This is a genomic window from Nocardioides zeicaulis (assembly GCF_042432345.1).
Taxonomy (GTDB): Bacteria; Actinomycetota; Actinomycetes; order Propionibacteriales; family Nocardioidaceae; genus Nocardioides; species Nocardioides zeicaulis.
Genome location: NZ_JBHLXH010000001.1, coordinates 246,439 through 267,194 on the forward strand (window position 1 = coordinate 246,439; position 20,756 = coordinate 267,194).

The window sequence follows — 20,756 nt, forward strand, 5'->3', positions numbered from 1 at the left end:
TGGTGGTCCGGGCCCGAGCCCGGGTGGTCACCAGGATCACTGCATGACGTACAGGTCCTTGTAGTTCGGCGCACCGATGGAGCCGTCGCCGGTCGGGTTGCCGACCTTCGTGCCGAAGACGAAGAGGTCGTTGCGGAACGCGGTCGGGATGATCGGGAAGTAGTCCGTCATGATCTTCTCGTCCAGGTCGCCCCAGGCGTCGGCCTGGTCCTCGAGCGGCAGCGTCGCGATGTTGTCCATCTCGTCGTTGACCGAGGCCTCGTCGAACTGGGCGGTGTTGTAGACGGCACCACCCTTGAGCAGCGGCGGGAGCATGGTCGAGCCGGCCGGCCAGTCCGAGCACCAGTTGACGCCACGCAGGTTGAGGGTCTTGTTGACCTTGTTGTCGGGGTCGAGCCAGATGTTGTACGGCGACTCCTGGACCGGGATGGCCTTGACCTTGAAGCCACCGGCCTCGAAGCCCTTGGTGATCTGGTCCTGGGCGTCCTTGGCCAGCGGGTCGACCTCGTAGTAGACCATGGTGATCTCGTAGGGCTTGTCGCCGTAGCCGGCCTCGGCCAGGAGCTCCTTGGACTTCTCGGGGTCGTACTTGATCTGCTCGCCGTCGACCTGGAAGTCCTTCTTGCCGGCCATGCCGGGGGGCATCACCGAGTTGGCGTAGTCGCGGGTCACGCCCGGGACCTCGCCGCCGGCGATCCACACGTCCTCGTAGGGGTACGCGTAGGCGAGGGCCTTGCGGACGTTGATGTCGGTGATCTTGGTGTAGTCCGGGGTCAGCGTGGAGACGCACTGCGACGTCTGCTGCACCAGGCGCTCACCGAGCTGGCCGTTGGCGTCGTTGTAGTTGCCGGAGCCGAGCGAGGTCGAGACGGCGGTCTGGCTGTCGGAGTTGTCCGAGAGCATGATCTCGTCGACCTTGGCCTGGTCCTGGTTGAACTTGAAGACGAACTGGTCGGCGTACTGGTGGCGCGCCGGGTCGGAGTCAGCGGACCACTGGTCGTTCTTGACCAGCACCAGCTCCTCGTTGGGCTTGTAGCTCTCGACCTTGTAGGGGCCGTTCGAGAGCGGCTTCTGGCCGTAGTTCGGCGGCTTGGAGGCGTTGCCGAGCGGAGCCGGGCCCATCGCCATGAAGGCGCCCCAGTAGTCCATGTCCGGGAACGGCTTCTCCATCTTGATGGTGATGTCCTGGCCGTCGACCGAGATGCCGGAGTACTTCTCGCAGTTGGGGTCCTTGCCGGTGTAGGGACCCTTGTAGTCGGCAGCGCCGGCGAAGTACGTCTTGGAGTACTCGGTGCCGGGGCCGGACGGGAACGCGTCGGAGTCGAGCGAGCGGCAGATGCCGAAGGCGACCTCCTCGGGCGTGACGGGCTTGCCGTCCTGCCACTTGGCGTCGTCGCGGATGGTGAAGGTCCACTCGGTGTAGTCGTCGTTCGCCGTGCCGAGGTCGGTCGCCAGGTCGGGGACGAGCACCGGCTGGCCGTTCTCGTCACGCGCGTACTGGGTCAGCGAGCGGCTGGTCAGCGCCTGCTGGATCGAGTTGCCCGTGACCGACCAACCCGCGGTGGGGTCGAGGGTGTCGGGGCCCGGGTCGCCGGGGAGGTAGACGGTGATCGTGCCACCGGCGGTGGCGCCCTCGATGTCGGCGGCGGGACCCTGGCGGGTCTCGTCCTTGCTGCCGCCATCCTGGGCGCCGATCTTCCTTTCCGTGCCACCGGAGCTGCTGCCGTCGTCCGAGGACCCGCCGCCACAGGCAGCGAGGCTCAGAAGAGCGGCACCAGCAACGAGTGCGAGCGGCTTGTTCCGCTTCATGCTGTCCAGCCTTTCCTTTTTGTTCTCACCGAGGACGGCGTCTCCGGCGACGTGCAGTGACCTGCCTGGGAGGTGGGCCCGGGCGGCGCCCGGACCCGTGGCTCAGCGGCGGGTCTTGGGGTCGAGGGCGTCGCGGATCGCGTCGCCCAGCAGGTTGAGGGACAGCACCAGGGCCACGACGCCGACCATCGGCTGCCAGAGGTACTGCGGGTAGTCGCGGAAGTACACCGGCGTGGCGGCGTCCAGGATCATCTGGCCCCACGAGATGCCGTCGGTGACGCCGATGCCGAGGAACGCCAGGCCCGCCTCGAGGGCGACGAAGGCCGGCAGCATCAGCGAGATGCTGATGATGATCGGCGCAGCCAGGTTGGGCAGCAGCTCCTTGAAGAGGATGCGCGTGGTCGGCATGCCCATCACGCGGGCGGCCTGGACGAACTCGCGCTCACGCAGCGAGAGCACCTCGCCGCGGATGAGTCGCGCGGTGCCCATCCAGCCGAAGATCGACAGCACCAGGATCAGGCTGAACTTCTGGATGGTGCCGTAGTTGTCGTAGGTGTTGAACCGCTCGTTGAGGATCGGCGCGAGGGTCAGCGCGGCCAGCAGGAACGGGATCGTGAGGAACATGTCGACGAAGAACGACAGCACCTTGTCGGTCACGCCGCCGAGGAAGCCGCTCACCAGGCCCACGATGATGCCGACCACGGAGGCGAAGATCGAGGCCACCGTGGCGATGGTCAGCGACACGCGGCAGCCGTAGAGCCAGTAGGCCAGGTTGTCCTGGCCGGTGCGCGGCGCGACGCCCATCGGGTGGTCCCAGGTGAAGGGACCGTTGGGCGGGCCCATCGAGGGCTTCGGCAGGTTGTTGTTGAGGCCGTCGATGCGCTCGCTGGCCAGCGGCGTGTCGAGGCTGACGCCGAACAGGTGGCTGATCGGGCCGGCGAAGACCGCACAGATGATGAAGAACAGCACGACCACCGCGCAGACCACGGCGACCTTGTCGCGGACCAGGCGGCCCAACGCGATCTTCAGCGGCGACTTCCCGGCGATCTCCTTGGCCTGCTGGCTGTTGGGATCCTGGCGGTCCGGCTCCTGGCTCAGCGAGCCCAGCGTCTCCGGTCCTGCGGTGTCTGCCGACATGCTCTCCCCATCTGGTTCGGGACTTCAGCGGCGCGGTCCGGAGGTCCTCCGGGCCCCTGCGCCGAACGGGACTCTATGTGACCCGCGCCGCACGGACGATCACTGGCGCGTAACGATCCAGTTACGACAGGTTCGCCTCCCGGTCGCGGCAAACCTCGCGTCGTTCGGTCACCGGACGCACGTTCGTCCGGCGCGGAGCCCGCCTGCGGTGCGTTCCTTGCGGGATCAGGCCCCCACGACGAAGGCGCCCGGGACCACCGCGCCGAGCGGTGGTCACGGGCGCCGTCAGGGGCCTCGGAAAGGGTTGTCAGGCGTCCGCCGGCTCCTGGCCCGGCGTGTCGGCCGGCTCCTGCGGCACGGCGTCGACGCCGGCCTCCTTGCGCTGCTCCGGCGTGATCGGCGCGGGGGCGGCGGTCAGCGGGTCGTAGCCCCCGCCGGACTTCGGGAAGGCGATCACGTCGCGGATCGACTCGGTGCCGGCCAGCATGGCGACGATGCGGTCCATGCCCACCGCGATGCCGCCGTGCGGGGGCGCACCGAACTTGAACGCGTCGAGGAGGAAGCCGAACTTCTCCTGCGCCTCGTCCTCGTCGAGGCCCATCACCTTGAACACGCGGCGCTGGACGTCGTCGCGGTGGATACGGATCGACCCGCCGCCGAGCTCGTTGCCGTTGCAGACGATGTCGTAGGCGTAGGCCAGGGCCGGACCGGGGTCGGTGTCGAAGGTGTCCAGGAACTCCGCCTTCGGGCTGGTGAAGGCGTGGTGGACGGCCGTCCACGCACCGGCGCCCACGGCGACGTCGCCGCTCGCCACGGCGTCCGAGCTCGGCTCGAACAGCGGGGCGTCGACGACCCAGGTGAAGGCGAAGGTGGAGTCGTCGAGCATCCCGCCGCGGCGACCGATCTCGAGCCGGGCCGCACCGAGCAACGCGCGGCTGCTCCTGACCGGTCCGGCGGCGAAGAAGATGCAGTCGCCCGGGGCGGCGCCCACGTGGGCCGCGAGGCCCTCGCGCTCGGTGTCGGTGAGGTTCTTCGCGACGGGGCCGCCCAGCTCGCCGTCCTCGGCGACCGTGACGTAGGCCAGGCCCTTGGCGCCGCGCTGCTTGGCCCAGTCCTGCCAGGCGTCGAACTGCCGGCGCGGCTGCGAGCCGCCGCCGGGCATCACCACGGCGCCCACGTAGGGGGCCTGGAACACGCGGAAGGTGGTCTCGGCGAAGTAGTCGGTGCAGTCGACGAGCTCGAGACCCATGCGCAGGTCGGGCTTGTCGGAGCCGTACTTCTCCATCGCCTCGGCGTAGGTCATCCGCGGCAGCGGCCGCTGGATCGTGTGGCCGGCCTGCGCCCACATCGCCTCCAGGACGTCCTCCATCAGCTCGATGACGTCCTCCTGGTCCACGAAGCTCATCTCGATGTCGAGCTGGGTGAACTCCGGCTGCCGGTCGGCGCGGAAGTCCTCGTCGCGGTAGCAGCGCGCGATCTGGTAGTAGCGCTCCATGCCGCCGACCATCAGCAGCTGCTTGAACAGCTGCGGGCTCTGCGGCAGCGCGTACCAGCTGCCGGGCGCGAGGCGGGCCGGCACCAGGAAGTCGCGCGCGCCCTCGGGCGTCGAGCGGGTCAGCGTCGGGGTCTCCACCTCGACGAAGTCGCGGGCGTCGAGCACGTCGCGCGCGGCCTTGTTGATCTTGCTGCGCAGGCGGAGCGCGGCGTTGGGGCCGGAGCGGCGCAGGTCGAGGTAGCGGTGCTTGAGCCGCGCCTCCTCCCCCACCTCGACGTGGTCGTCGATCGGGAACGGCAGCGGCGCCGAGGCGGAGAGCACCTCGACGTCGGAGGCGACCACCTCGTAGTGGCCGGTGGGGAGCTGCGGGTTGACGTTGCCCTCGCTGCGCTCGACGACCTCGCCGGTCACCTTGAGGCAGAACTCGTTGCGCAGCGGGTGGGCGACCTCGGGGTCGCGGATCACGACCTGGACCACGCCGGAGGCGTCGCGCAGGTCGATGAACGCGACGCCGCCGTGGTCGCGCCGGCGCGCCACCCACCCGGCGAGCGTGACGGTCTGGCCGACGTGTGCGGGCTGCGTCAGGGCGCCGGCCTGGTGGGTGCGGATCACTGGTTCTCCTCGTGCTCGGGGGTCGTGCTGCTGTCGTGACGTGCTGCGGTGCTGATGACGGCGGGCCGGAGGTCGGCCGCCGGTGGGGTCCAGCTGGCGGGGTCGGCGTCGACCTGCTCGCCGGTGCGGATGTCCTTGACCTGGCTGGTGCCGTCGCCCTGGAGGAACCAGACGTACGGGATGCCGCGACGCTCGGCGAAGCGGATCTGCTTGCCGAACTTCGCGGGGCTGGGCGCGACCTCGCAGGCGATGTCGCGCGAGCGCAGGGCCGTGGCCACCGCCGTGCTGGCGGTGCGCTCGTCCTCGGTGTTGAGGGCGACCAGGACCGCGCTGGGGACCGACCGGCCGCCGGCCAGGACGCCGTCGGCGATCAGGGGGACGAGCGTCCGCGAGACGCCGAACGAGACGCCGACTCCGGGGTAGGTCGTGCGCCCGTCGCTGGCGAGAGCGTCGTAGCGCCCTCCCCCGCCGACGGACTTGAGGCGCTCGTATCCCTCCATGAAGATCTCGACGACGGTGCCGGTGTAGTAGTCCAGGCCCCGCGCGATGCGGAGGTTGGCCTCGACGCCCACCCGGTCGCCGGCCACCGCGCGGCAGCCCTCGACGACGGCCGCGAGCTCGTCGAGGCCCTGCTCGAGCAGCTCGTCGCTCACGCCGAGGGCGCGCACCTGCTCGACGAAGGAGGAGTCCCCGACCCGGATCGTGGCGAGCTCGAGGCACCGCTGGGCCTGCTCGGGCGTGGTGCCGACCCGCTCGACCAGCATCCGGGCGACCTCGTCGGCGGGCAGCTTGTCGAGCTTGTCGATCACCCGGATCGCGTCGGTGACGTCCTCGATGCCGAGGCCGCGGTAGAAGCCCTGGATGAGCTTGCGGTTGTTGAACTGGAACGACACGCGCGGGATCGGCAGGCGGCCGAGCGCGTCGACCATCACCGACATCACCTCGACGTCGTGGTGGAACGGCAGCTCGTCGCGGCCGACGACGTCGACGTCGGCCTGGGTGAACTGGCGGTAGCGACCCTCCTGCGGGCGCTCGCCGCGCCACGCGGGCTGCACCTGGAAGCGGCGGAACGGGAACTCGAGGTGGCCGGCGTGCTCGAGGACGTAGCGGGCGAACGGCACGGTGAGGTCGAAGTGCAGGCCGAGCTCGGCCTTCGCGTCGGCCTCCGCGTTGATCCGCTGGAGGACGTAGATCTCCTTGTCGACCTCGCCACCCTTCGCGAGCCGATCGATCGGCTCGACGACGCGGGTCTCGATGTTGGCGAAGCCGTGGAGCTCGAAGGTGCGCGACAGCGAGGCGATCACCTCGCGCTCGACGGCGCGCTGCGAGGGCAACAGCTCGGGGAACCCGCTCAGCGGGGCGATCTTGCTCATCGGGGGTCCTGTCCGGCCACGGGGGCGAGGTCCTGGAGGTACGGGTTGGTCGCGCGCTCGCGACCGATCGAGGTCTGCTCGCCGTGACCCGGCAGCACGACGACGTCGTCGGCGAGCGGCAGCACCTTGTCGGCGAGGCTGCGCAGGATCGTGGCGTGGTCGCCGCCGGGGAGGTCGGTGCGCCCGATGGAGCCGGCGAACAGCAGGTCGCCGGAGAACATCACCTCGGAGACGTCCTGCTGCGCGTAGGGCGTGCGGAAGGTGACCGAGCCCTCGGTGTGGCCCGGGGTGTGGTCGACGACGAACCGCAGACCGGCGAGCTCGAGCTCGGCCAGGTCGGACAGCTCGCGCACGTCGTCGGGCTCGGCCCACGAGTAGTCGCCGCCCAGCAGCATCTGGGTGGTCTCGGGGCTCATGCCCGCCATCGGGTCGCTGAGCAGGCGCCGGTCGGCCGGGTGGATCCACGCCGTGGCGTCGTACGTGCCGGCGACCGGCGCGACGCACCACATGTGGTCGACGTGGCCGTGGGTGACCAGCACGCTGACCGGCTTGAGCCGGTGCTCGCGCACCACCTGGTCGACGCCGGCCGCGGCATCCTTGCCGGGGTCGATGACCACGCACTCCGAGCCGGGGCCGGTCGCGACGACGTAGCAGTTGGTCCCCCAGGGGCCGGCGGGGAAACCAGCGATGAACACAGGCGTCAGTCCTTGCAGTGCAGGCGGCGGGCGGGAGTCGGATCGGGCGGGGTGGCGCCCGACCGACGGAAAGCCTACCGAGGCTCGGAGCGGGCATGACTACGATGGGCGACCATGAGCGCCGACAAGCAGTCCCGAGACGACTCTGCCCCCGGCGAGATGCCGTGGGGACGGGTGGCCGAGGACGGCACCGTCTATGTCCGCACCGCTGACGGGGAGCGGTCCGTCGGGTCCTACGAGGCCGGCACGCCGGCCGAGGCCCTGGACTTCTTCACCAAGCGCTTCGACGAGCTGGAGGGCAAGGTCCGCCTGCTCGAGCAGCGCGTCGCGTCGGGACGGCTGGCGCCCGAGGAGGCCGGCTCCTCCATCAAGTCCCTGCGCGAGCAGGTCGTGGACGCCCACGCCGTCGGCGACCTGGTCTCGCTCGCCGCGCGCCTCGACGCGCTCGCCCCGGTGGTCGCCGCCCAGCGCGCCGCCCGCCGCGAGGAGCGCGCGCAGAAGTCCGCGGAGTCGCGCGAGGCCAAGGAGAAGCTCGTCGCCGAGGCCGAGAAGCTCGCGGCCGGCACCGACTGGCGCAACGGCGCCAACCGGCTGCGCGACCTCCTCGCCACCTGGAAGGAGCTGCCCCGCCTCGACCGCGCCACCGACGACGCGCTATGGCGCCGCTTCTCCACCGCCCGCACCACCTACACGCGCCACCGCAAGGCGCACTTCGCCGAGGAGCACGAGCGCCGCGACAGCGCCCGCGTGGTCAAGGAGCGCCTGGTCAAGGAGGCCGAGGCGCTCTCGACCTCCACCGAGTGGGGACCCACCGCCGGGAAGTACCGCGACCTGATGCGCGAGTGGAAGGCCGCCGGCCCCGCTCCCCGCGAGGTCGACGACCAGCTCTGGCAGCGCTTCCGCGGCGCCCAGGACACCTTCTTCGGTGCCCGCGACGCCGAGAACGCCGCCCTCGACCAGGAGTTCGCCGCCAACGCCGAGGTGAAGGAGGCCATCCTCGTCGAGGCCGAGGCCCTCCTGCCGGTCACCGACCTCGACACCGCGAAGAAGGCCTTCCGCGATATCGCCGACCGCTGGGACGCCGCCGGGAAGGTCCCCCGCGACCGGATGAAGGACCTCGAGGGCCGGATGCGGAAGGTCGAGCAGGCCATCCGCGCCGTCGAGGACGAGCAGTGGAGCCGCAGCGACCCGGAGAAGTCGGCCCGCGCCGACGACATGATCTCCAAGCTCGAGACCGGCATCGCCGAGACGCAGGCCCGCCTCGACAAGGCCACCGCCGCCGGCGACGACCGCAAGGCCAAGGACCTCGAGACCGAGCTCGCCAACAAGCAGGCCTTCCTCGACATGGCCCGCAAGGCCGCGGCCGACTTCAGCTGACCTGACGCACCTGCACACCTGCCCGGTGCCGAGCTGACGCATCTGCACACGCTCACTGTGCAGATGCGTCAGCTCGGCATGTCTTCGCCGTGCAAACGCGTCAGCTCGGCATGTCTTCGCCGTGCAGATGCGGCAGCTCGGGGTCAGGCGGTCACGCGGTAGGCGTCGAAGACGCCGGGCACGTTGCGGACGGCGCGGAGCACGCCGTCGAGGTGGGCTGCGTCGGCCATCTCGAAGGAGAAGCGGCTCTTGGCGACCCGGTCGCGGGTGGTGGAGAGCGTGGCGCTGAGGATGTTCACGTGGGCGTCGGAGAGCGCCATCGTGATGTCGGAGAGCAGCCGCGCGCGGTCGAGGGCCTCGACCTGGATGTTGACCAGGAACGTCGACTGCGACGTGGGCGCCCACTCGACGTCGAGCACCCGCTCGGGCTGGCCGAGCAGGCTGGAGGCATTGGTGCAGTCCTTGCGGTGCACCGAGACTCCCCCGCCCTTGGTCACGAAGCCGAGGATCGGGTCGGGCGGCACCGGGGTGCAGCACTTGGCGAGCTTGACCCACAGGTCGTCGACGCCCTTGACGATGACCCCGGAGTCGGTGGGAGCCCGCTTCGCGGCGCGGGAGCGGCCGGTGATGGTGACGCCCTCGGCGAGGTCCTCCGCCGCACCGTCGTCGCCGCCGTGCAGGTCGATCACCCGGCGCACGACCGCCTGGGCGCTGAGGTTGCTCTCGCCGACCGCGGCGTAGAGCGCGGAGACGTCGGCGTGGTGGAAGTGCTCGGCGACAAGCGACAGCACGTCGTGGGTCATCAGCCGGTTGAGGGGCAGGCCCTCCTTGCGCATCAGCTTGGCGATCTGGTCCTTGCCGCGCTCGATCGCCTCCTCGCGCCGCTCCTTGGTGAACCACTGGCGGATCTTGGACTTGGCACGCGGTGACTGGACGAAGTTGAGCCAGTCACGAGACGGCCCGGACGTGGGCGCCTTCGAGGTGAACACCTCGACCACGTCGCCGTTGTCGAGGGTGGACTCCAGCGGCACCAGCCGGCCGTTGACGCGGGACCCGATGGTGTGGTGGCCGACCTCGGTGTGGACGGCGTACGCGAAGTCGACGGGCGTGGACCCCGCCGGCAGCGGGATCACGTCGCCGCGCGGGGTGAAGACGTAGACCTGCTGCTGGTTCATCTCGAAGCGCAGCGACTCCAGGAACTCCCCCGGGTCCTCCACCTCCGACTGCCAGTCGAGCAGCTGGCGCACCCAGGTCATGTCGTCATGGTCGCCGAGCTTGTCGGTGTCGACGCCGGCCTTGTTGTTCTCCTTGTACTTCCAGTGCGCGGCCACGCCGTACTCCGCGCGGCGGTGCTGGGCGAAGGTGCGGATCTGCACCTCCACCGGCTTGCCCTGCGGACCGATCACGGTGGTGTGGAGCGACTGGTACATGTTGAACTTCGGCATCGCGACGTAGTCCTTGAACCGCCCCAGCACCGGGTTCCAGCGGGAGTGGATGACGCCGAGCGCGCTGTAGCAGTCGCGGTCCTCGTCGACGAGGATCCGGATGCCGACCAGGTCGTAGATGTCGGAGAAGTCGCGGCCCCCGACGATCATCTTCTGGTAGATCGAGTAGTAGTGCTTCGGCCGTCCGGTCACCTTGGCGTTGATCCGGGCGCCCTTGAGGTCGGCCTCGATGTCAGCGACGACTTCGGCGAGGAACTGGTCGCGCGAAGGCGCGCGCTCGGCGACCATCCGGACGATCTCGTCGTAGATCTTGGGGTGCAGGGTCGCGAAGGCGAGGTCCTCGAGCTCCCACTTGAGCGTGTTCATGCCGAGCCGGTGGGCCAGCGGCGCATAGATGTCGAGCGTCTCGCGCGAGGACCGCTCCTGCGAGGCCGCGGGCACGTAGCGCAGGGTGCGCATGTTGTGGAGCCGGTCGGCGAGCTTGATGACCAGCACACGGATGTCGCGGGCCATCGCCACGATCATCTTGCGGATCGTCTCGGCCTGAGCGGAGTCGCCGTACTGGACCTTGTCGAGCTTGGTGACGCCGTCGACGAGGAGGGCGACCTCGTCGCCGAAGTCCGCGCGCAGCTCCTCGAGGGTGTACGGCGTGTCCTCGACCGTGTCGTGCAGCAGCGCCGCGACGAGCGTCGGCTCGGTCATGCCGATGTCGGCGAGGATCGTGGTGACCGCCAGCGGGTGGGTGATGTAGGGGTCGCCGCTCTTGCGCATCTGACCGGTGTGCCACTTGTCGGCGACGTGGTACGCGCGCTCGATCAGCGCCAGGTCGGCCTTGGGGTGGTTGGCCCGGACCGCGCGGAACAGCGGCTCCAGCACCGGGTTGGACGACGGTGGGCGGGTGCCCACCCGGGCGAGGCGGGCACGCATGCCGCGCGCGGTCAGCGGGGCCGACCTCGTCTCCTGCGCGGGCGCATGCTCCTCTGCCATTGGACCAGTCTAGTGACGCGGCGCCAGCCGCCGCGCGCGGATCGGGTGGGCCGCGCGCTCAGAGGGTGAGCAGGCTCTCGACGGGCAGGTCGCCGGTCACCGAGCGCGGGTCGAGGAAGCCGAGCTCCATCAGCACGGCGACGCCCACGGCCGTCCCGCCGCAGGCCTCGACGAGCTCGCGGGTCGCCGCGACCGTGCCGCCGGTGGCGAGCACGTCGTCGACGAGCAGGACGCGCTCGCCCGGCGCGATCGCGTCGCGGTGGACCTCGAGCGTCGCCTCGCCGTACTCCAGGCTGTAGGCGACGGCGTGGGTCTCGCGGGGCAGCTTGCCGGCCTTGCGGATCGGGACGAAGCCGACCCCGAGCGCCAGCGCGACGGGCGCGGCCAGGATGAACCCGCGGGCCTCCATGCCGACGACCTTGTCGACCACGACCGTGCCGTGGTCGTCGCGACCGGCTGCGGCCAGCGCGGTGATGACCGCCGAGAACGCGGCGTGGTCGGCCAGCACCGGCGTGACGTCCTTGAACGTCACGCCCGCCTCGGGCCAGTCGGGGACGTCGACGGTGAGCCGGCGCAGCGCCTCGACGGCCGTGCGGCGATCAGGCATCGCCGGGCTCGAGGTGGGTCGGGCTGTCGCCGGTGAGGGGCTCGTCGACCTTCGCGATCGCGGCACGGGCGACCTCGACGTGGGTGCCCGGGGCGATCTCGAGGGTGGCGCGGTCGTCGGTGAGCGAGACGACGGTGCCGAACAGGCCGGCCGACATCATCACGCGCTGGCCGACCTGGATGCTCTGCTGGAGGGAGACCACCTCGCGCTGGCGGCGCTGCTGCGGGCGCACCACCATGAACCAGAACAGGGCCAGGATGGCCACCAGGGGCAGCAGGGCGGCGAGGTCGTTCACGGTCGGGCTCTCCTCGGGATCGGGGGCGGAGGGTCGGGGCTGCGTGAGCGCGTGGAGTCTACGCGGCGCCGCCGGGCCGCCTCACACCTCGTCGAAGAGCGTGGAGTCGACGGTCGGCAGCGCCGGGGGCGTCAGGCCGAGGTGGTGCCAGGCCGCGGGCGTCGCGACGCGGCCCCGCGGGGTGCGGGCGAGCATGCCCATCCGGACGAGGAACGGTTCGGCGACCTCCTCGACGGTCTCGCGCTCCTCCCCCACGGCGACCGCCAGGGTGGAGATGCCGACGGGTCCGCCGCCGAAGCGGCGGCACAGCACGTCGAGCACGGCCCGGTCGAGCCGGTCGAGGCCGGACTCGTCGACCTCGAACAGGTCGAGGGCCGCCTGCGCGACGGGCAGCGAGAGCACGCCGTCGGCCCGCACCTGGGCGTAGTCACGGACCCGGCGCAGCAGCCGGTTGGCGATGCGGGGCGTGCCGCGCGAGCGCGACGCGATCTCCTTGGACCCTTCCGACGTCAGGTGGACCCCGAGCAGGCCCGCGGAGCGGTGCACGATCTGGTCGAGCTCGTGGGGCTCGTAGAACTCGAGGTGGGCGGTGAAGCCGAAGCGGTCGCGCAGCGGGCCCGGCAGCAGGCCGACGCGGGTCGTGGCCCCGACCAGGGTGAACGGCGGGATCTCCAGCGGGATCGCGGTGGCGCCGGGGCCCTTGCCGATGACCACGTCGACCCGGAAGTCCTCCATGGCCATGTAGAGCATCTCCTCGGCCGGGCGCGACATCCGGTGGATCTCGTCGACGAAGAGCACGTCGCCCTCGTTGAGGCCCGACAGGATCGCGGCGAGGTCGCCGGCGTGGGTGATGGCGGGGCCGCTGGTCAGGCGGAGCGGCGTGCTCATCTCGGCGGCGATGATCATCGCCAGGGTGGTCTTGCCGAGCCCGGGTGGGCCGGAGAGCAGGACGTGGTCGGGCGCGCGGCCGCGGCGGCGCGCGGCCTCGAGCACGAGGCCGAGCTGGTCTCGGACCCGCGCCTGCCCGACGACCTCGTCGAGGGTCTTGGGGCGCAGCGCCGCCTCGACGGCGCGCTCGTCGCCGTCGGCCTCGGCGTCGGTGAGGCGCTGCAGGTGCGCGAGCTCGGCCTCGGAGAGCTCGACGTCCTCGTCGGTGTCGTCCCAGTTCACGTCGCTCACGCCCTGCTCAGCGTGCGCAGCGCGGCCCGCAGCAGCGCACCGACGTCGGGAGCGTCGCCGGCCTGGTCGGCGACGGCCTCCACGGCCTTCTCCGACTCCTTGGCCGACCAGCCGAGGCCGACGAGGCCCTGCTGCACCTGCTCGCGCCACGGCTCGACGACCGGCGCGGCCGGCCCGGTGGGCATGCTGCCGACCGGCGGACCGATGCGGTCCTTGAGCTCGAGGATGATCCGCTGGGCGCCCTTCTGGCCGATGCCCGGCACCCGGGTGAGCGCCTTGACGTCCTCGGCGGCGATGGCGCGGCGCACGTCGTCGGGGCTCATCACCGCGACGATCGCCTGGGCCACCTTGGGCCCGACGCCCGAGGCCGTCTGGACGATCTCGAAGATCGACTTCTCGTCGTCGTCGAGGAAGCCGAAGATCGTGAGGCTGTCCTCGCGCACCACCATGCTCGTCGGCAGCCGCGCCTCGCGGCCGACGCGCAGCGTGGCGAGGGTGCCGGGCGTGCACATCAGCTCCAGCCCCACGCCCCCGACCTCGAGGACGGCGCTGGACAGGGTCACGGCGGCGACCTCGCCGCGGACGAAGGCGATCATCGGGTCCTCACGGGATGGCTGGTGCGTCGGGGGCCGGCCTTGGCCACGGCGGCCTCGAGCCGGCTGCTCGCCGACCCGCGCCACACGTGGGTGATGGCGAGCGCGAGCGCGTCGGCGGCGTCGGCCGGCTTGGGCAGCTCGGGCAGGCGCAGGATGCGGACCACCATCGCGCCGACCTGGGCCTTGTCGGCGCGGCCGTTGCCGGAGACGGCGGCCTTGACCTCGCTCGGGGTGTGCATCGCGATCGGCAGGCCACGGCGGGCGGCGACGACCAGCGCGATGCCGCTGGCCTGGGCGGTGCCCATGATGGTGCTGACGTCGGAGCGGGCGAAGACCCGCTCGACGGCGACCGCGTCGGGGCGGTGCTCCTCGATCCAGGCGTCGAGGCCCTTCTCGATGGTCACCAGCCGCTCGGCGACCGGAAGCCCGGAGCTGGTGCGGATCACGCCGACGTCGACCATGGACAGGGGCCGTCCGACGCTGCCGTCGACGACGCCGACGCCGCACCGGGTCAGCCCGGGGTCGATGCCGAGCACGCGCACGCGTCTCCCCTTTCCCTGCGGTCGTCCGAACATGTGTTCGTGCCGACACGCTAACCCGCCGCGCACGTCGTACGACGACGACACGCGCGGCGGGGCCGCTGCTAGGGCGACGGCGAGCCGGGGAGGGCTCAGGCGTCGGCGGACTCGAGCTCGGCCATCACGTCGGCGGGGATGTCGACGTTGGTGAAGACGTCCTGCACGTCGTCGAGGTCCTCGAGCGCGTCGACGAGGTGGAGCACCTTGCCCGCGCCGTCGGCGTCGACCGGGATCTCGAGGCTGGCGACGAACTCCACGTCGGCGGAGTCGTAGTCGATGCCGGCCTCCTGGAGCGCGGTGCGCACCGCGACGACGTCGGTGGCCTCGCTCTGGACCTGGAAGGTGTCGTCGAGGTCCATGACCTCCTCGGCGCCGGCGTCGAGGGTGGCCTCGAGGACGTCGTCCTCGCTCACCTCACGGCCCTCCTGCGCCTTGGGCACCACCACGACGCCCTTGCGGGTGAACAGGCGCGAGACCGAGCCGGGGTCGGCCATCGTGCCGCCGTTGCGGGTGACGGCGGTGCGGACCTCCATCGCGGCACGGTTGGTGTTGTCGGTGAGGCACTCCACGAGGATGGCGACGCCCTGCGGGCCGTAGACCTCGTAGGAGATGTTCTTGTAGTCGACCCCACCCGACTCGGCGCCGGAGCCGCGCTTGAGCGCGGAGTCGATGTTCTTGTTGGGGACCGAGCTCTTCTTGGCCTTCTGGATGGCATCGTAGAGCGTCGGGTTGCCCGCGGGGTCTCCCCCGCCCTGCTTGGCGGCGACCTCGATGTTCTTGATCAGCTTGGCGAACAGCTTGCCGCGCTTGGCGTCGATGGCGGCCTTCTTGTGCTTGGTCGTTGCCCACTTGGAGTGGCCTGACATGAGTACCTCTGTCTGTCGCGGGGTCTGGCGCGATGCGTCAACGGGCCGAGCGCACCAGGTCCACGAACAGGCCGTGGACCCGGTCGTCGCTGCCGACCTCGGGATGGAACGAGGTCGCCATCAGGGGACCCTGGCGCACCGCGACGATCCTACCCGCGGCCGGTCCCCCCTCGACCCGGGCCAGCACCTCGACGTCGTCGTCGACCGACTCCACCCACGGGGCGCGGATGAAGACGGCCCGCACGGGGTCGTCAAGGCCGTCGAGGTGCAGGTCCTCCTCGAAGGAGTCGACCTGCCGCCCGAAGGCGTTGCGGCGCACGGTGACGTGGAGCCCCCCGATGCTCTCCTGGCCCGGGGCGCCGTCCTCGATGCGGTCGGCGAGCATGATCATCCCGGCGCACGTCCCGAACGCCGGGAGACCGCCTCGGACGGCCTCGCGCAGCGGCTCGAGCAGGTCGAAGATCCGGGCGAGCTTGACCATGGTGGTCGACTCCCCGCCCGGGATGACGAGCCCGTCGCAGGCCGCGAGCTCCGCAGGGCGGCGTACAGTCACGGGCTCGGCCCCGAGCGAGCGCAGGGCGGCCAGGTGCTCGCGCACGTCGCCCTGCAGGGCGAGCACCCCGATGGTGGGGTGCGTCACCACCCGCGCTCGGCGAGCCGGTGCGGCTGCGGGATCTCGTCGACGTTGATGCCGACCATGGCCTCGCCGAGACCGCGGGAGACCTTGGCGACGACGTCGGGGTCGTCGTGGAAGGTGGTCGCCTTGACGATCGCCTCGGCGCGCTGGGCGGGGTTGCCCGACTTGAAGATGCCCGAGCCGACGAAGACGCCCTCGGCGCCGAGCTGCATCATCATCGCGGCGTCGGCCGGGGTGGCGATGCCGCCGGCGGTGAAGAGGACGACGGGCAGCTTGCCGGCGGCCGCGACCTCCTTGACGAGCTCGTAGGGGGCCTGCAGCTCCTTGGCCGCGACGTAGAGCTCGTCCTCGGACATGCTGCTGAGGCGGCGCAGCTCGCCGCCGATGGTGCGCATGTGCATGACGGCGTTGGAGACGTCTCCGGTGCCGGCCTCGCCCTTGGAGCGGATCATGGCGGCGCCCTCGGTGATCCGTCGCAGCGCCTCGCCGAGGTTGGTCGCGCCGCAGACGAAGGGCACCGTGAAGTTCCACTTGTCGATGTGGTTGGCGTAGTCGGCCGGGGTGAGCACCTCGGACTCGTCGATGTAGTCGACGCCGAGCGACTGGAGCACCTGCGCCTCGGCGAAGTGGCCGATGCGAGCCTTGGCCATCACCGGGATCGAGACGGCCTCGATGATGGAGTCGATCATGTCGGGGTCGCTCATCCGGGACACGCCGCCCTGGGCGCGGATGTCGGCGGGGACGCGCTCGAGGGCCATGACGGCGACGGCGCCGGAGTCCTCGGCGATCTTCGCCTGCTCGGCGGTGACGACGTCCATGATGACGCCGCCCTTGAGCATCTCGGCCATGCCGCGCTTGACGCGGCTCGTGCCGTGCTCGACGGGGGTCTCGGCAGGCGTCGAGGGGGTCGTCTGGGGGGTGTGCTCAGCCATGGCTGGATCGTAGTCCCGGCTCATCCGAAAGGATGCACCGGGGACCGGCTGGTCGAGCGCTCGATCAGGCCCGGGCGGCGGCGCGGGCGAGGGCCTGGCGCCGGACCACCCAGATGCGCTGCACGACGGTCACGCTGGCCGCGACCGCGAGCGCCCACAGGGCGACGTACAGCAGCCAGGGCAGGTCGAGGAGGTCGGCGAAGAACGCCGGCACGAGCATGCCGACGAGCCGGTCGGGGCGCTCGGCGATGCCGACCTTGGCGTCGTAGCCGAGGTGGTCGGCCTTGGCGCGGGCGTAGGACGTCACGGCGCCCATCACGAGGATGACCAGGCACAGCACGAGGTAGAGGTGGCTGTCGGTGTGCCAGGCGAAGTAGAGCGCCAGTCCGCCGAAGAGGGCGCCGTCGGCGACGCGGTCGAGGGTGGAGTCGAGGAACGCGCCGAAGTCGTCCGTGCGGCCGACCTTGCGGGCCATGGCGCCGTCGACGAGGTCGCTGAAGACGAAGGCGGTCACGAACAGCACGCCCTGCCACACCCAGCCCTGGGAGAAGAAGAACAGGCCGCCGAAGCTGACGCCGAGGGTGCCGACCAGCGTCACCGCGTCGGGGCTCACCCCGAGCCGGATGAACAGGTTGATGAACGGCGCGAGCATGACGCCCTGCCAGAACTGCTTGAACCGATCGAGCACGGGCCGCAGGCTACCTGCCGAGCAGCGCGGCCCGGACGTCCGCCACCGCGGCGGACGCGCCGGTGACGGTCCAGTCGACCCCGGCCGCAGGCACGACGACCGACTCCCCGCCCGCGCCGCGCACGATCGCCGCGCCCGGGAGGCGGTCCCAGTCGGCGACGGAGTGCTGGAAGAGCACGTCCCACTCCCCCGACGCGATCGCCATGCAGTCCATCGTCCCCGATCCGAGCATGCGCAGGGTGCCGACCTCGCCGAGCGCCCGCGCGAACACCTCGCCGACCGGGCCGCCGTAGAACGGCGGGTGGAGGTACGTCACCGCGCAGCGCGCCTCGCGCGGCGTCACCGGCAGCGGCGCCAAGGGGACGCCGTCGCAGGTGCTGGGGAGGTCCGGACCCCCGACCCAGGTGCGCAGGGAGGCGGCGTGGTGGACCGCCCCGAGCAGCACGTCGCCCTCGTCGCGCAGCGCGAGGGCGCTGCACCACCAGTCGCTGCCGCGGGAGAAGTTGTAGGTGCCGTCGACGGGGTCGACCACCCACGTGCGCCCGGAGGTGCCCTCGCGGGAGGCGCCCTCCTCGCCGAGGACGCCGTCGTCGGGACGCTCGGCGGACAGCCGCTGGACGATCAGGCGCTCGGCGGCGGTGTCGGCCTGGGTGACGATGTCCGAGCCGCTGGTCTTGCGCTCCACGTCGAGGCCCTCGGCGCGGATCCGGGCGGCCAGCAGCGCGGCCTCGCGGACCAGGTCGGCGGCGAGGAAGGCGTCGGCGGCGAGCTGCGGGTCGTCCACTCCACCCACGTTAGTCGCCGGGCGTAGTGTGGCAGGACGGAGCCACTCAGGCCCCCGACCGAGGAGCCCCGATGAGCGACAAGTCGCCGCGGCAAGGCATGTCCAAGAAGTCCGGCAAGTCCATCAAGGAGAAGCGCGCCGACAAGCACGCGAAGGCGGCCGGGAAGACCGACGCCCCCGACCCGGTGGTGCCCCGCAAGAAGTAGCGCTCAGCCGCCCGGCCACGCGTCGGCGAGCAGGTCGCGGGTCACCTCGAGCAGCTGCGGCAGCGTCTTGGTGCCGCCGACGACGGTGATGAAGTTGGCGTCACCGGTCCAGCGCGGGACGACGTGCTGGTGGAGGTGGTCGGCGAGCGACCCTCCGGCCGATCGACCGAGGTTGAGCCCGACGTTGAACGAGTGCGGGCTGCTCACCGCCCGGACCGTGCGCAGCGCCTGCTGCGTCAGCGCCATCAGCTCGGCGGCCTCGTCGGCGGTGAGGTCGGTCAGGTCGGCGACGTGACGGTAGGGCAGCACCATCAGGTGGCCGGGGTTGTAGGGGTGCAGGTTGAGCACGGCGTAGGTCGACTCGCCGCGCGCCACGACGAGGCCCTCGCGGTCGTCGTGGGAGGGGATCGCGCAGAACGGGCAGCCCTCCTCGTCGACCGCCGTGCGGACGTACGCCATCCGGTGCGGCGTCCAGATCCGCTCGAGCCCGTCGGGAGCCTGGCTGCTCGTGCCCTCTGCCATGCCGCGATCCTAGGGTGGGGCCATGACCTCGATCCGACCGGCCGAGCCCGCGGACATGGCGGCGGTGGCCGACCTGTGGCACGAGGGGTGGCACGACGGCCACGCCGGCCACGTGCCCGAGGGCCTGACCGCGGCCCGCACGCTGGAGGCGTTTCACGAGCGCACCCCCGGCCGGGTCGCCGACACGACCGTCGCCGTCGCGGACGACGGCACGCTGCTGGGCTTCACGATGGTGTCCCGCGACGAGGTGGAGCAGGTCTTCGTGGCCCGCGCCGCCCGCGGGTCGGGGCTGGCCGAAGAGCTCCTCGACGGTGCCGAGCAGCAGGTCGCCGCCGGCGGCCATCAAACGGCGTGGCTCGCCGTCGTGGCCGGCAACGCCCGCGCCCGGCGCTTCTACGAGCGGCGCGGCTGGTCCGACGAGGGTGACCTGCCCTACGAGGTGTCGGCCGGTGGTCAGACGTACGTCTCGCCCTGCCGGAGGTACGTCAAGCCGGTCTCGACGACGCCCTGACGGACCGGCGGCCCCGGAGGTCGCATGGCAGCACCGCAGACGGGCACGGAGGGAGAGCACTCCCGACGAGCCGGAGGTACGCCATGGTCGGAGCAACCGTGCTGGTGACCGACCCGGCGGGCCTGCTGCCGGCCCGGGAGCAGATGGCGCTGTCGCTCGGCTGGCACATCGTGCTGGCCTGCTTCGGCGTCGCGTTCCCCGCGATGATCTTCGTGGTGCACTGGCGCGGCGTCGTGCGCGGCGACCCGGTCGCGCTCGCCCTCGCCCGCCGGTGGGGCAAGGTCGCCGCGGTGCTGTTCGCCATCGGCGCCGTCTCCGGGACGGTGCTGAGCTTCGAGATGGGGCTGCTGTGGCCCGGCCTGATGGGCCGCTTCGGCGACGTGCTGGGGCTGCCGTTCGCCTTCGAGGGGCTGTCGTTCTTCGTCGAGGCGATCTTCATCGGCCTGTACCTCTACGGCTGGGACCGGATGCCGCCGCGCCGCCACCTCCTGATGCTCGTCCCGATGGCCCTCGCCGGCGTCGTGGGGACGTACTGCGTCATCTCGGTCAACGCGTGGATGAACATGCCGACCGGGTTCCGGGTGGTCGACGGGGAGGTGACCGACGTCGACCCGTGGGCGGTCCTGCTGAGCAGCGGCGCCTTCCTGCAGTTCGCCCACATGTGGGTGGCGGCGTACCTGGTGGTCGGCCTCTGCGTGGCCGCCGTCTACGCGGCGGGCATGTTGCGCGGCCGGAGGGACGCCCACCACCGTCTCGGCTTCTCGGTCCCGTTCGCCTTCGCGACGGTGGCGGCGCTGGTCCAGCCGGTCGTGGGCCACCTCCTCGGCATGCGCCTGGGCGAGACCCAGCCCTCCAAGCTGGCCGCCTTCGAGCTGGCGACCACGACCGAGCAGCCGGCGCCCCTCCGGCTCGGCGGCCTCCTGGTCGACGGGGAGGTGCGCTGGTCGATCGACATCCCGAAGTGGGGCTCCTTCATCGCCCGGGGGTCCTTCGACAAGCCGGTGCAGGGGTTGGACACGTTCGCTCCGGCCGACCGGCCGCCCGTCAACCTCACGCACCTCGCGTTCCAGACCATGATCGGCATCGGGACCCTCCTCGCGGTGGCGGTGACGGTCTACTGGATCGCACGGTGGCGCGGACGCGACCCGCTCCGCAGCCGCTGGGTGCTCCGCTCGGCCGTCGCGTCGGGACCCCTCGCGGTGGTCGCGCTCGAGGCCGGCTGGGTCGCGACCGAGGTGGGGCGTCAGCCGTGGGTGGTCTTCGGGCACATGCGCACCGCGGAGGCCGCCGGGAGCAACAGCGGGCTGTGGCTGCTGCTGGCCGTGACCGCGCTGGTCTACGCGGCGATGACCTACGGGGCCGTCGTGGTGCTGCGGTCGATGGCCGCGCGCTGGCGCGCCGGCGAGGAGGACCTCCCGAGCCCCT

Annotated in this window: 21 protein-coding genes; 4 read left to right on the plus strand and 17 right to left on the minus strand. The window is 71.5% G+C overall.

Features of this window, described 5'->3' with window-relative positions:
- Nucleotides 1–36: 36 nt before the first annotated feature.
- The 5 genes from ACFFJG_RS01310 to ACFFJG_RS01330 all read right to left on the minus strand — a co-directional run bounded on the left by ACFFJG_RS01310 (nt 37) and on the right by ACFFJG_RS01330 (nt 7,121).
- Nucleotides 37–1,809: an ABC transporter substrate-binding protein gene (locus ACFFJG_RS01310; RefSeq protein ID WP_378516809.1), complete on the minus strand. Its 1,773-nt coding sequence runs from the start codon at nt 1,807–1,809 to the stop codon at nt 37–39.
- 102 nt (nt 1,810–1,911) lie between these two features.
- Nucleotides 1,912–2,946 carry an ABC transporter permease gene (locus ACFFJG_RS01315; RefSeq protein WP_378516810.1) on the minus strand — a complete coding sequence of 345 codons (1,035 nt, stop codon included), beginning with the start codon at nt 2,944–2,946 and terminating at the stop codon, nt 1,912–1,914.
- Nucleotides 2,947–3,253: 307 nt separating this feature from the next.
- Entirely contained in the window at nt 3,254–5,053 is a 1,800-nt protein-coding gene (gene aspS / locus ACFFJG_RS01320; protein ID WP_378516811.1) for an aspartate--tRNA ligase, read from the minus strand.
- Nucleotides 5,050–6,426: a histidine--tRNA ligase gene (gene hisS / locus ACFFJG_RS01325; RefSeq protein WP_378516812.1), complete on the minus strand. Its 1,377-nt coding sequence runs from the start codon at nt 6,424–6,426 to the stop codon at nt 5,050–5,052. Before hisS ends, aspS begins: the two co-directional genes overlap by 4 nt.
- Nucleotides 6,423–7,121 (minus strand): MBL fold metallo-hydrolase, encoded by a 699-nt coding sequence (locus ACFFJG_RS01330; protein ID WP_378516813.1) that lies wholly within the window; start codon nt 7,119–7,121, stop codon nt 6,423–6,425. The genes hisS and ACFFJG_RS01330 overlap by 4 nt, the downstream gene beginning before the upstream one ends.
- A gap of 114 nt (nt 7,122–7,235) precedes the next feature.
- Here ACFFJG_RS01330 and ACFFJG_RS01335 point away from each other — a divergent pair, with 114 nt between their 5' ends.
- Complete coding sequence (locus ACFFJG_RS01335) at nt 7,236–8,498, plus strand: DUF349 domain-containing protein (protein WP_378516814.1); 1,263 nt, start codon at nt 7,236–7,238, stop codon at nt 8,496–8,498.
- Nucleotides 8,499–8,641: 143 nt separating this feature from the next.
- Here ACFFJG_RS01335 and ACFFJG_RS01340 read toward each other — a convergent pair whose 3' ends face one another.
- The 11 genes from ACFFJG_RS01340 to ACFFJG_RS01390 all read right to left on the minus strand — a co-directional run bounded on the left by ACFFJG_RS01340 (nt 8,642) and on the right by ACFFJG_RS01390 (nt 18,092).
- The gene (locus tag ACFFJG_RS01340) at nt 8,642–10,930 is read right to left on the minus strand and encodes a RelA/SpoT family protein (protein WP_378516815.1); all 2,289 of its coding nucleotides are present in this window, start codon (nt 10,928–10,930) and stop codon (nt 8,642–8,644) included.
- Nucleotides 10,931–10,988: 58 nt separating this feature from the next.
- Nucleotides 10,989–11,537, minus strand: a complete 549-nt coding sequence (locus ACFFJG_RS01345; RefSeq protein WP_378516816.1) for an adenine phosphoribosyltransferase — start codon at nt 11,535–11,537, stop codon at nt 10,989–10,991.
- The gene (gene yajC / locus ACFFJG_RS01350; protein WP_378516817.1) at nt 11,530–11,832 is read right to left on the minus strand and encodes a preprotein translocase subunit YajC; all 303 of its coding nucleotides are present in this window, start codon (nt 11,830–11,832) and stop codon (nt 11,530–11,532) included. Before yajC ends, ACFFJG_RS01345 begins: the two co-directional genes overlap by 8 nt.
- 81 nt (nt 11,833–11,913) lie before the next feature.
- Complete coding sequence (gene ruvB / locus ACFFJG_RS01355; protein ID WP_378519436.1) at nt 11,914–12,945, minus strand: Holliday junction branch migration DNA helicase RuvB; 1,032 nt, start codon at nt 12,943–12,945, stop codon at nt 11,914–11,916.
- A 62-nt stretch (nt 12,946–13,007) separates the two neighbouring features.
- Nucleotides 13,008–13,607, minus strand: coding sequence for a Holliday junction branch migration protein RuvA (gene ruvA, locus ACFFJG_RS01360; protein ID WP_378516818.1), 600 nt, complete (start codon nt 13,605–13,607; stop codon nt 13,008–13,010).
- On the minus strand, nt 13,604–14,149 hold the full coding sequence (ruvC, locus tag ACFFJG_RS01365; protein WP_378516819.1) for a crossover junction endodeoxyribonuclease RuvC: 546 nt from the start codon (nt 14,147–14,149) through the stop codon (nt 13,604–13,606). Before ruvC ends, ruvA begins: the two co-directional genes overlap by 4 nt.
- 128 nt (nt 14,150–14,277) lie before the next feature.
- A complete protein-coding gene (locus ACFFJG_RS01370; protein ID WP_378516820.1) occupies nt 14,278–15,051 on the minus strand; it encodes a YebC/PmpR family DNA-binding transcriptional regulator in 774 nt (257 codons plus the stop codon).
- Between the two features lie 37 nt (nt 15,052–15,088).
- A complete protein-coding gene (gene pdxT, locus ACFFJG_RS01375) occupies nt 15,089–15,694 on the minus strand; it encodes a pyridoxal 5'-phosphate synthase glutaminase subunit PdxT (RefSeq protein WP_378516821.1) in 606 nt (201 codons plus the stop codon).
- Complete coding sequence (pdxS, locus tag ACFFJG_RS01380) at nt 15,688–16,620, minus strand: pyridoxal 5'-phosphate synthase lyase subunit PdxS (RefSeq protein ID WP_378516822.1); 933 nt, start codon at nt 16,618–16,620, stop codon at nt 15,688–15,690. The genes pdxT and pdxS overlap by 7 nt, the downstream gene beginning before the upstream one ends.
- A 64-nt stretch (nt 16,621–16,684) precedes the next feature.
- Nucleotides 16,685–17,308 carry a phosphatidylinositol phosphate synthase gene (pgsA, locus tag ACFFJG_RS01385; RefSeq protein ID WP_378516823.1) on the minus strand — a complete coding sequence of 208 codons (624 nt, stop codon included), beginning with the start codon at nt 17,306–17,308 and terminating at the stop codon, nt 16,685–16,687.
- 10 nt (nt 17,309–17,318) lie between these two features.
- Complete coding sequence (locus ACFFJG_RS01390) at nt 17,319–18,092, minus strand: inositol monophosphatase family protein (protein WP_378516824.1); 774 nt, start codon at nt 18,090–18,092, stop codon at nt 17,319–17,321.
- Between the two features lie 71 nt (nt 18,093–18,163).
- Here ACFFJG_RS01390 and ACFFJG_RS01395 point away from each other — a divergent pair, with 71 nt between their 5' ends.
- On the plus strand, nt 18,164–18,298 hold the full coding sequence (locus ACFFJG_RS01395; RefSeq protein ID WP_378516825.1) for a hypothetical protein: 135 nt from the start codon (nt 18,164–18,166) through the stop codon (nt 18,296–18,298).
- 3 nt (nt 18,299–18,301) lie between these two features.
- Here the strand turns inward: ACFFJG_RS01395 and ACFFJG_RS01400 are convergent, their stop codons facing one another.
- Nucleotides 18,302–18,820, minus strand: a complete 519-nt coding sequence (locus ACFFJG_RS01400; protein ID WP_378516826.1) for an HIT family protein — start codon at nt 18,818–18,820, stop codon at nt 18,302–18,304.
- A gap of 22 nt (nt 18,821–18,842) precedes the next feature.
- On the opposite strand from ACFFJG_RS01400, the gene ACFFJG_RS01405 reads away from it, so the two are divergent.
- Together ACFFJG_RS01405 and ACFFJG_RS01410 are read left to right on the plus strand one after the other, a co-directional pair.
- On the plus strand, nt 18,843–19,331 hold the full coding sequence (locus ACFFJG_RS01405) for a GNAT family N-acetyltransferase (protein ID WP_378516827.1): 489 nt from the start codon (nt 18,843–18,845) through the stop codon (nt 19,329–19,331).
- Nucleotides 19,332–19,414: 83 nt separating this feature from the next.
- A partial coding sequence (locus tag ACFFJG_RS01410) for a cytochrome ubiquinol oxidase subunit I (RefSeq protein ID WP_378516828.1) occupies nt 19,415–20,756 on the plus strand: 1,342 nt, incomplete at its 3' end.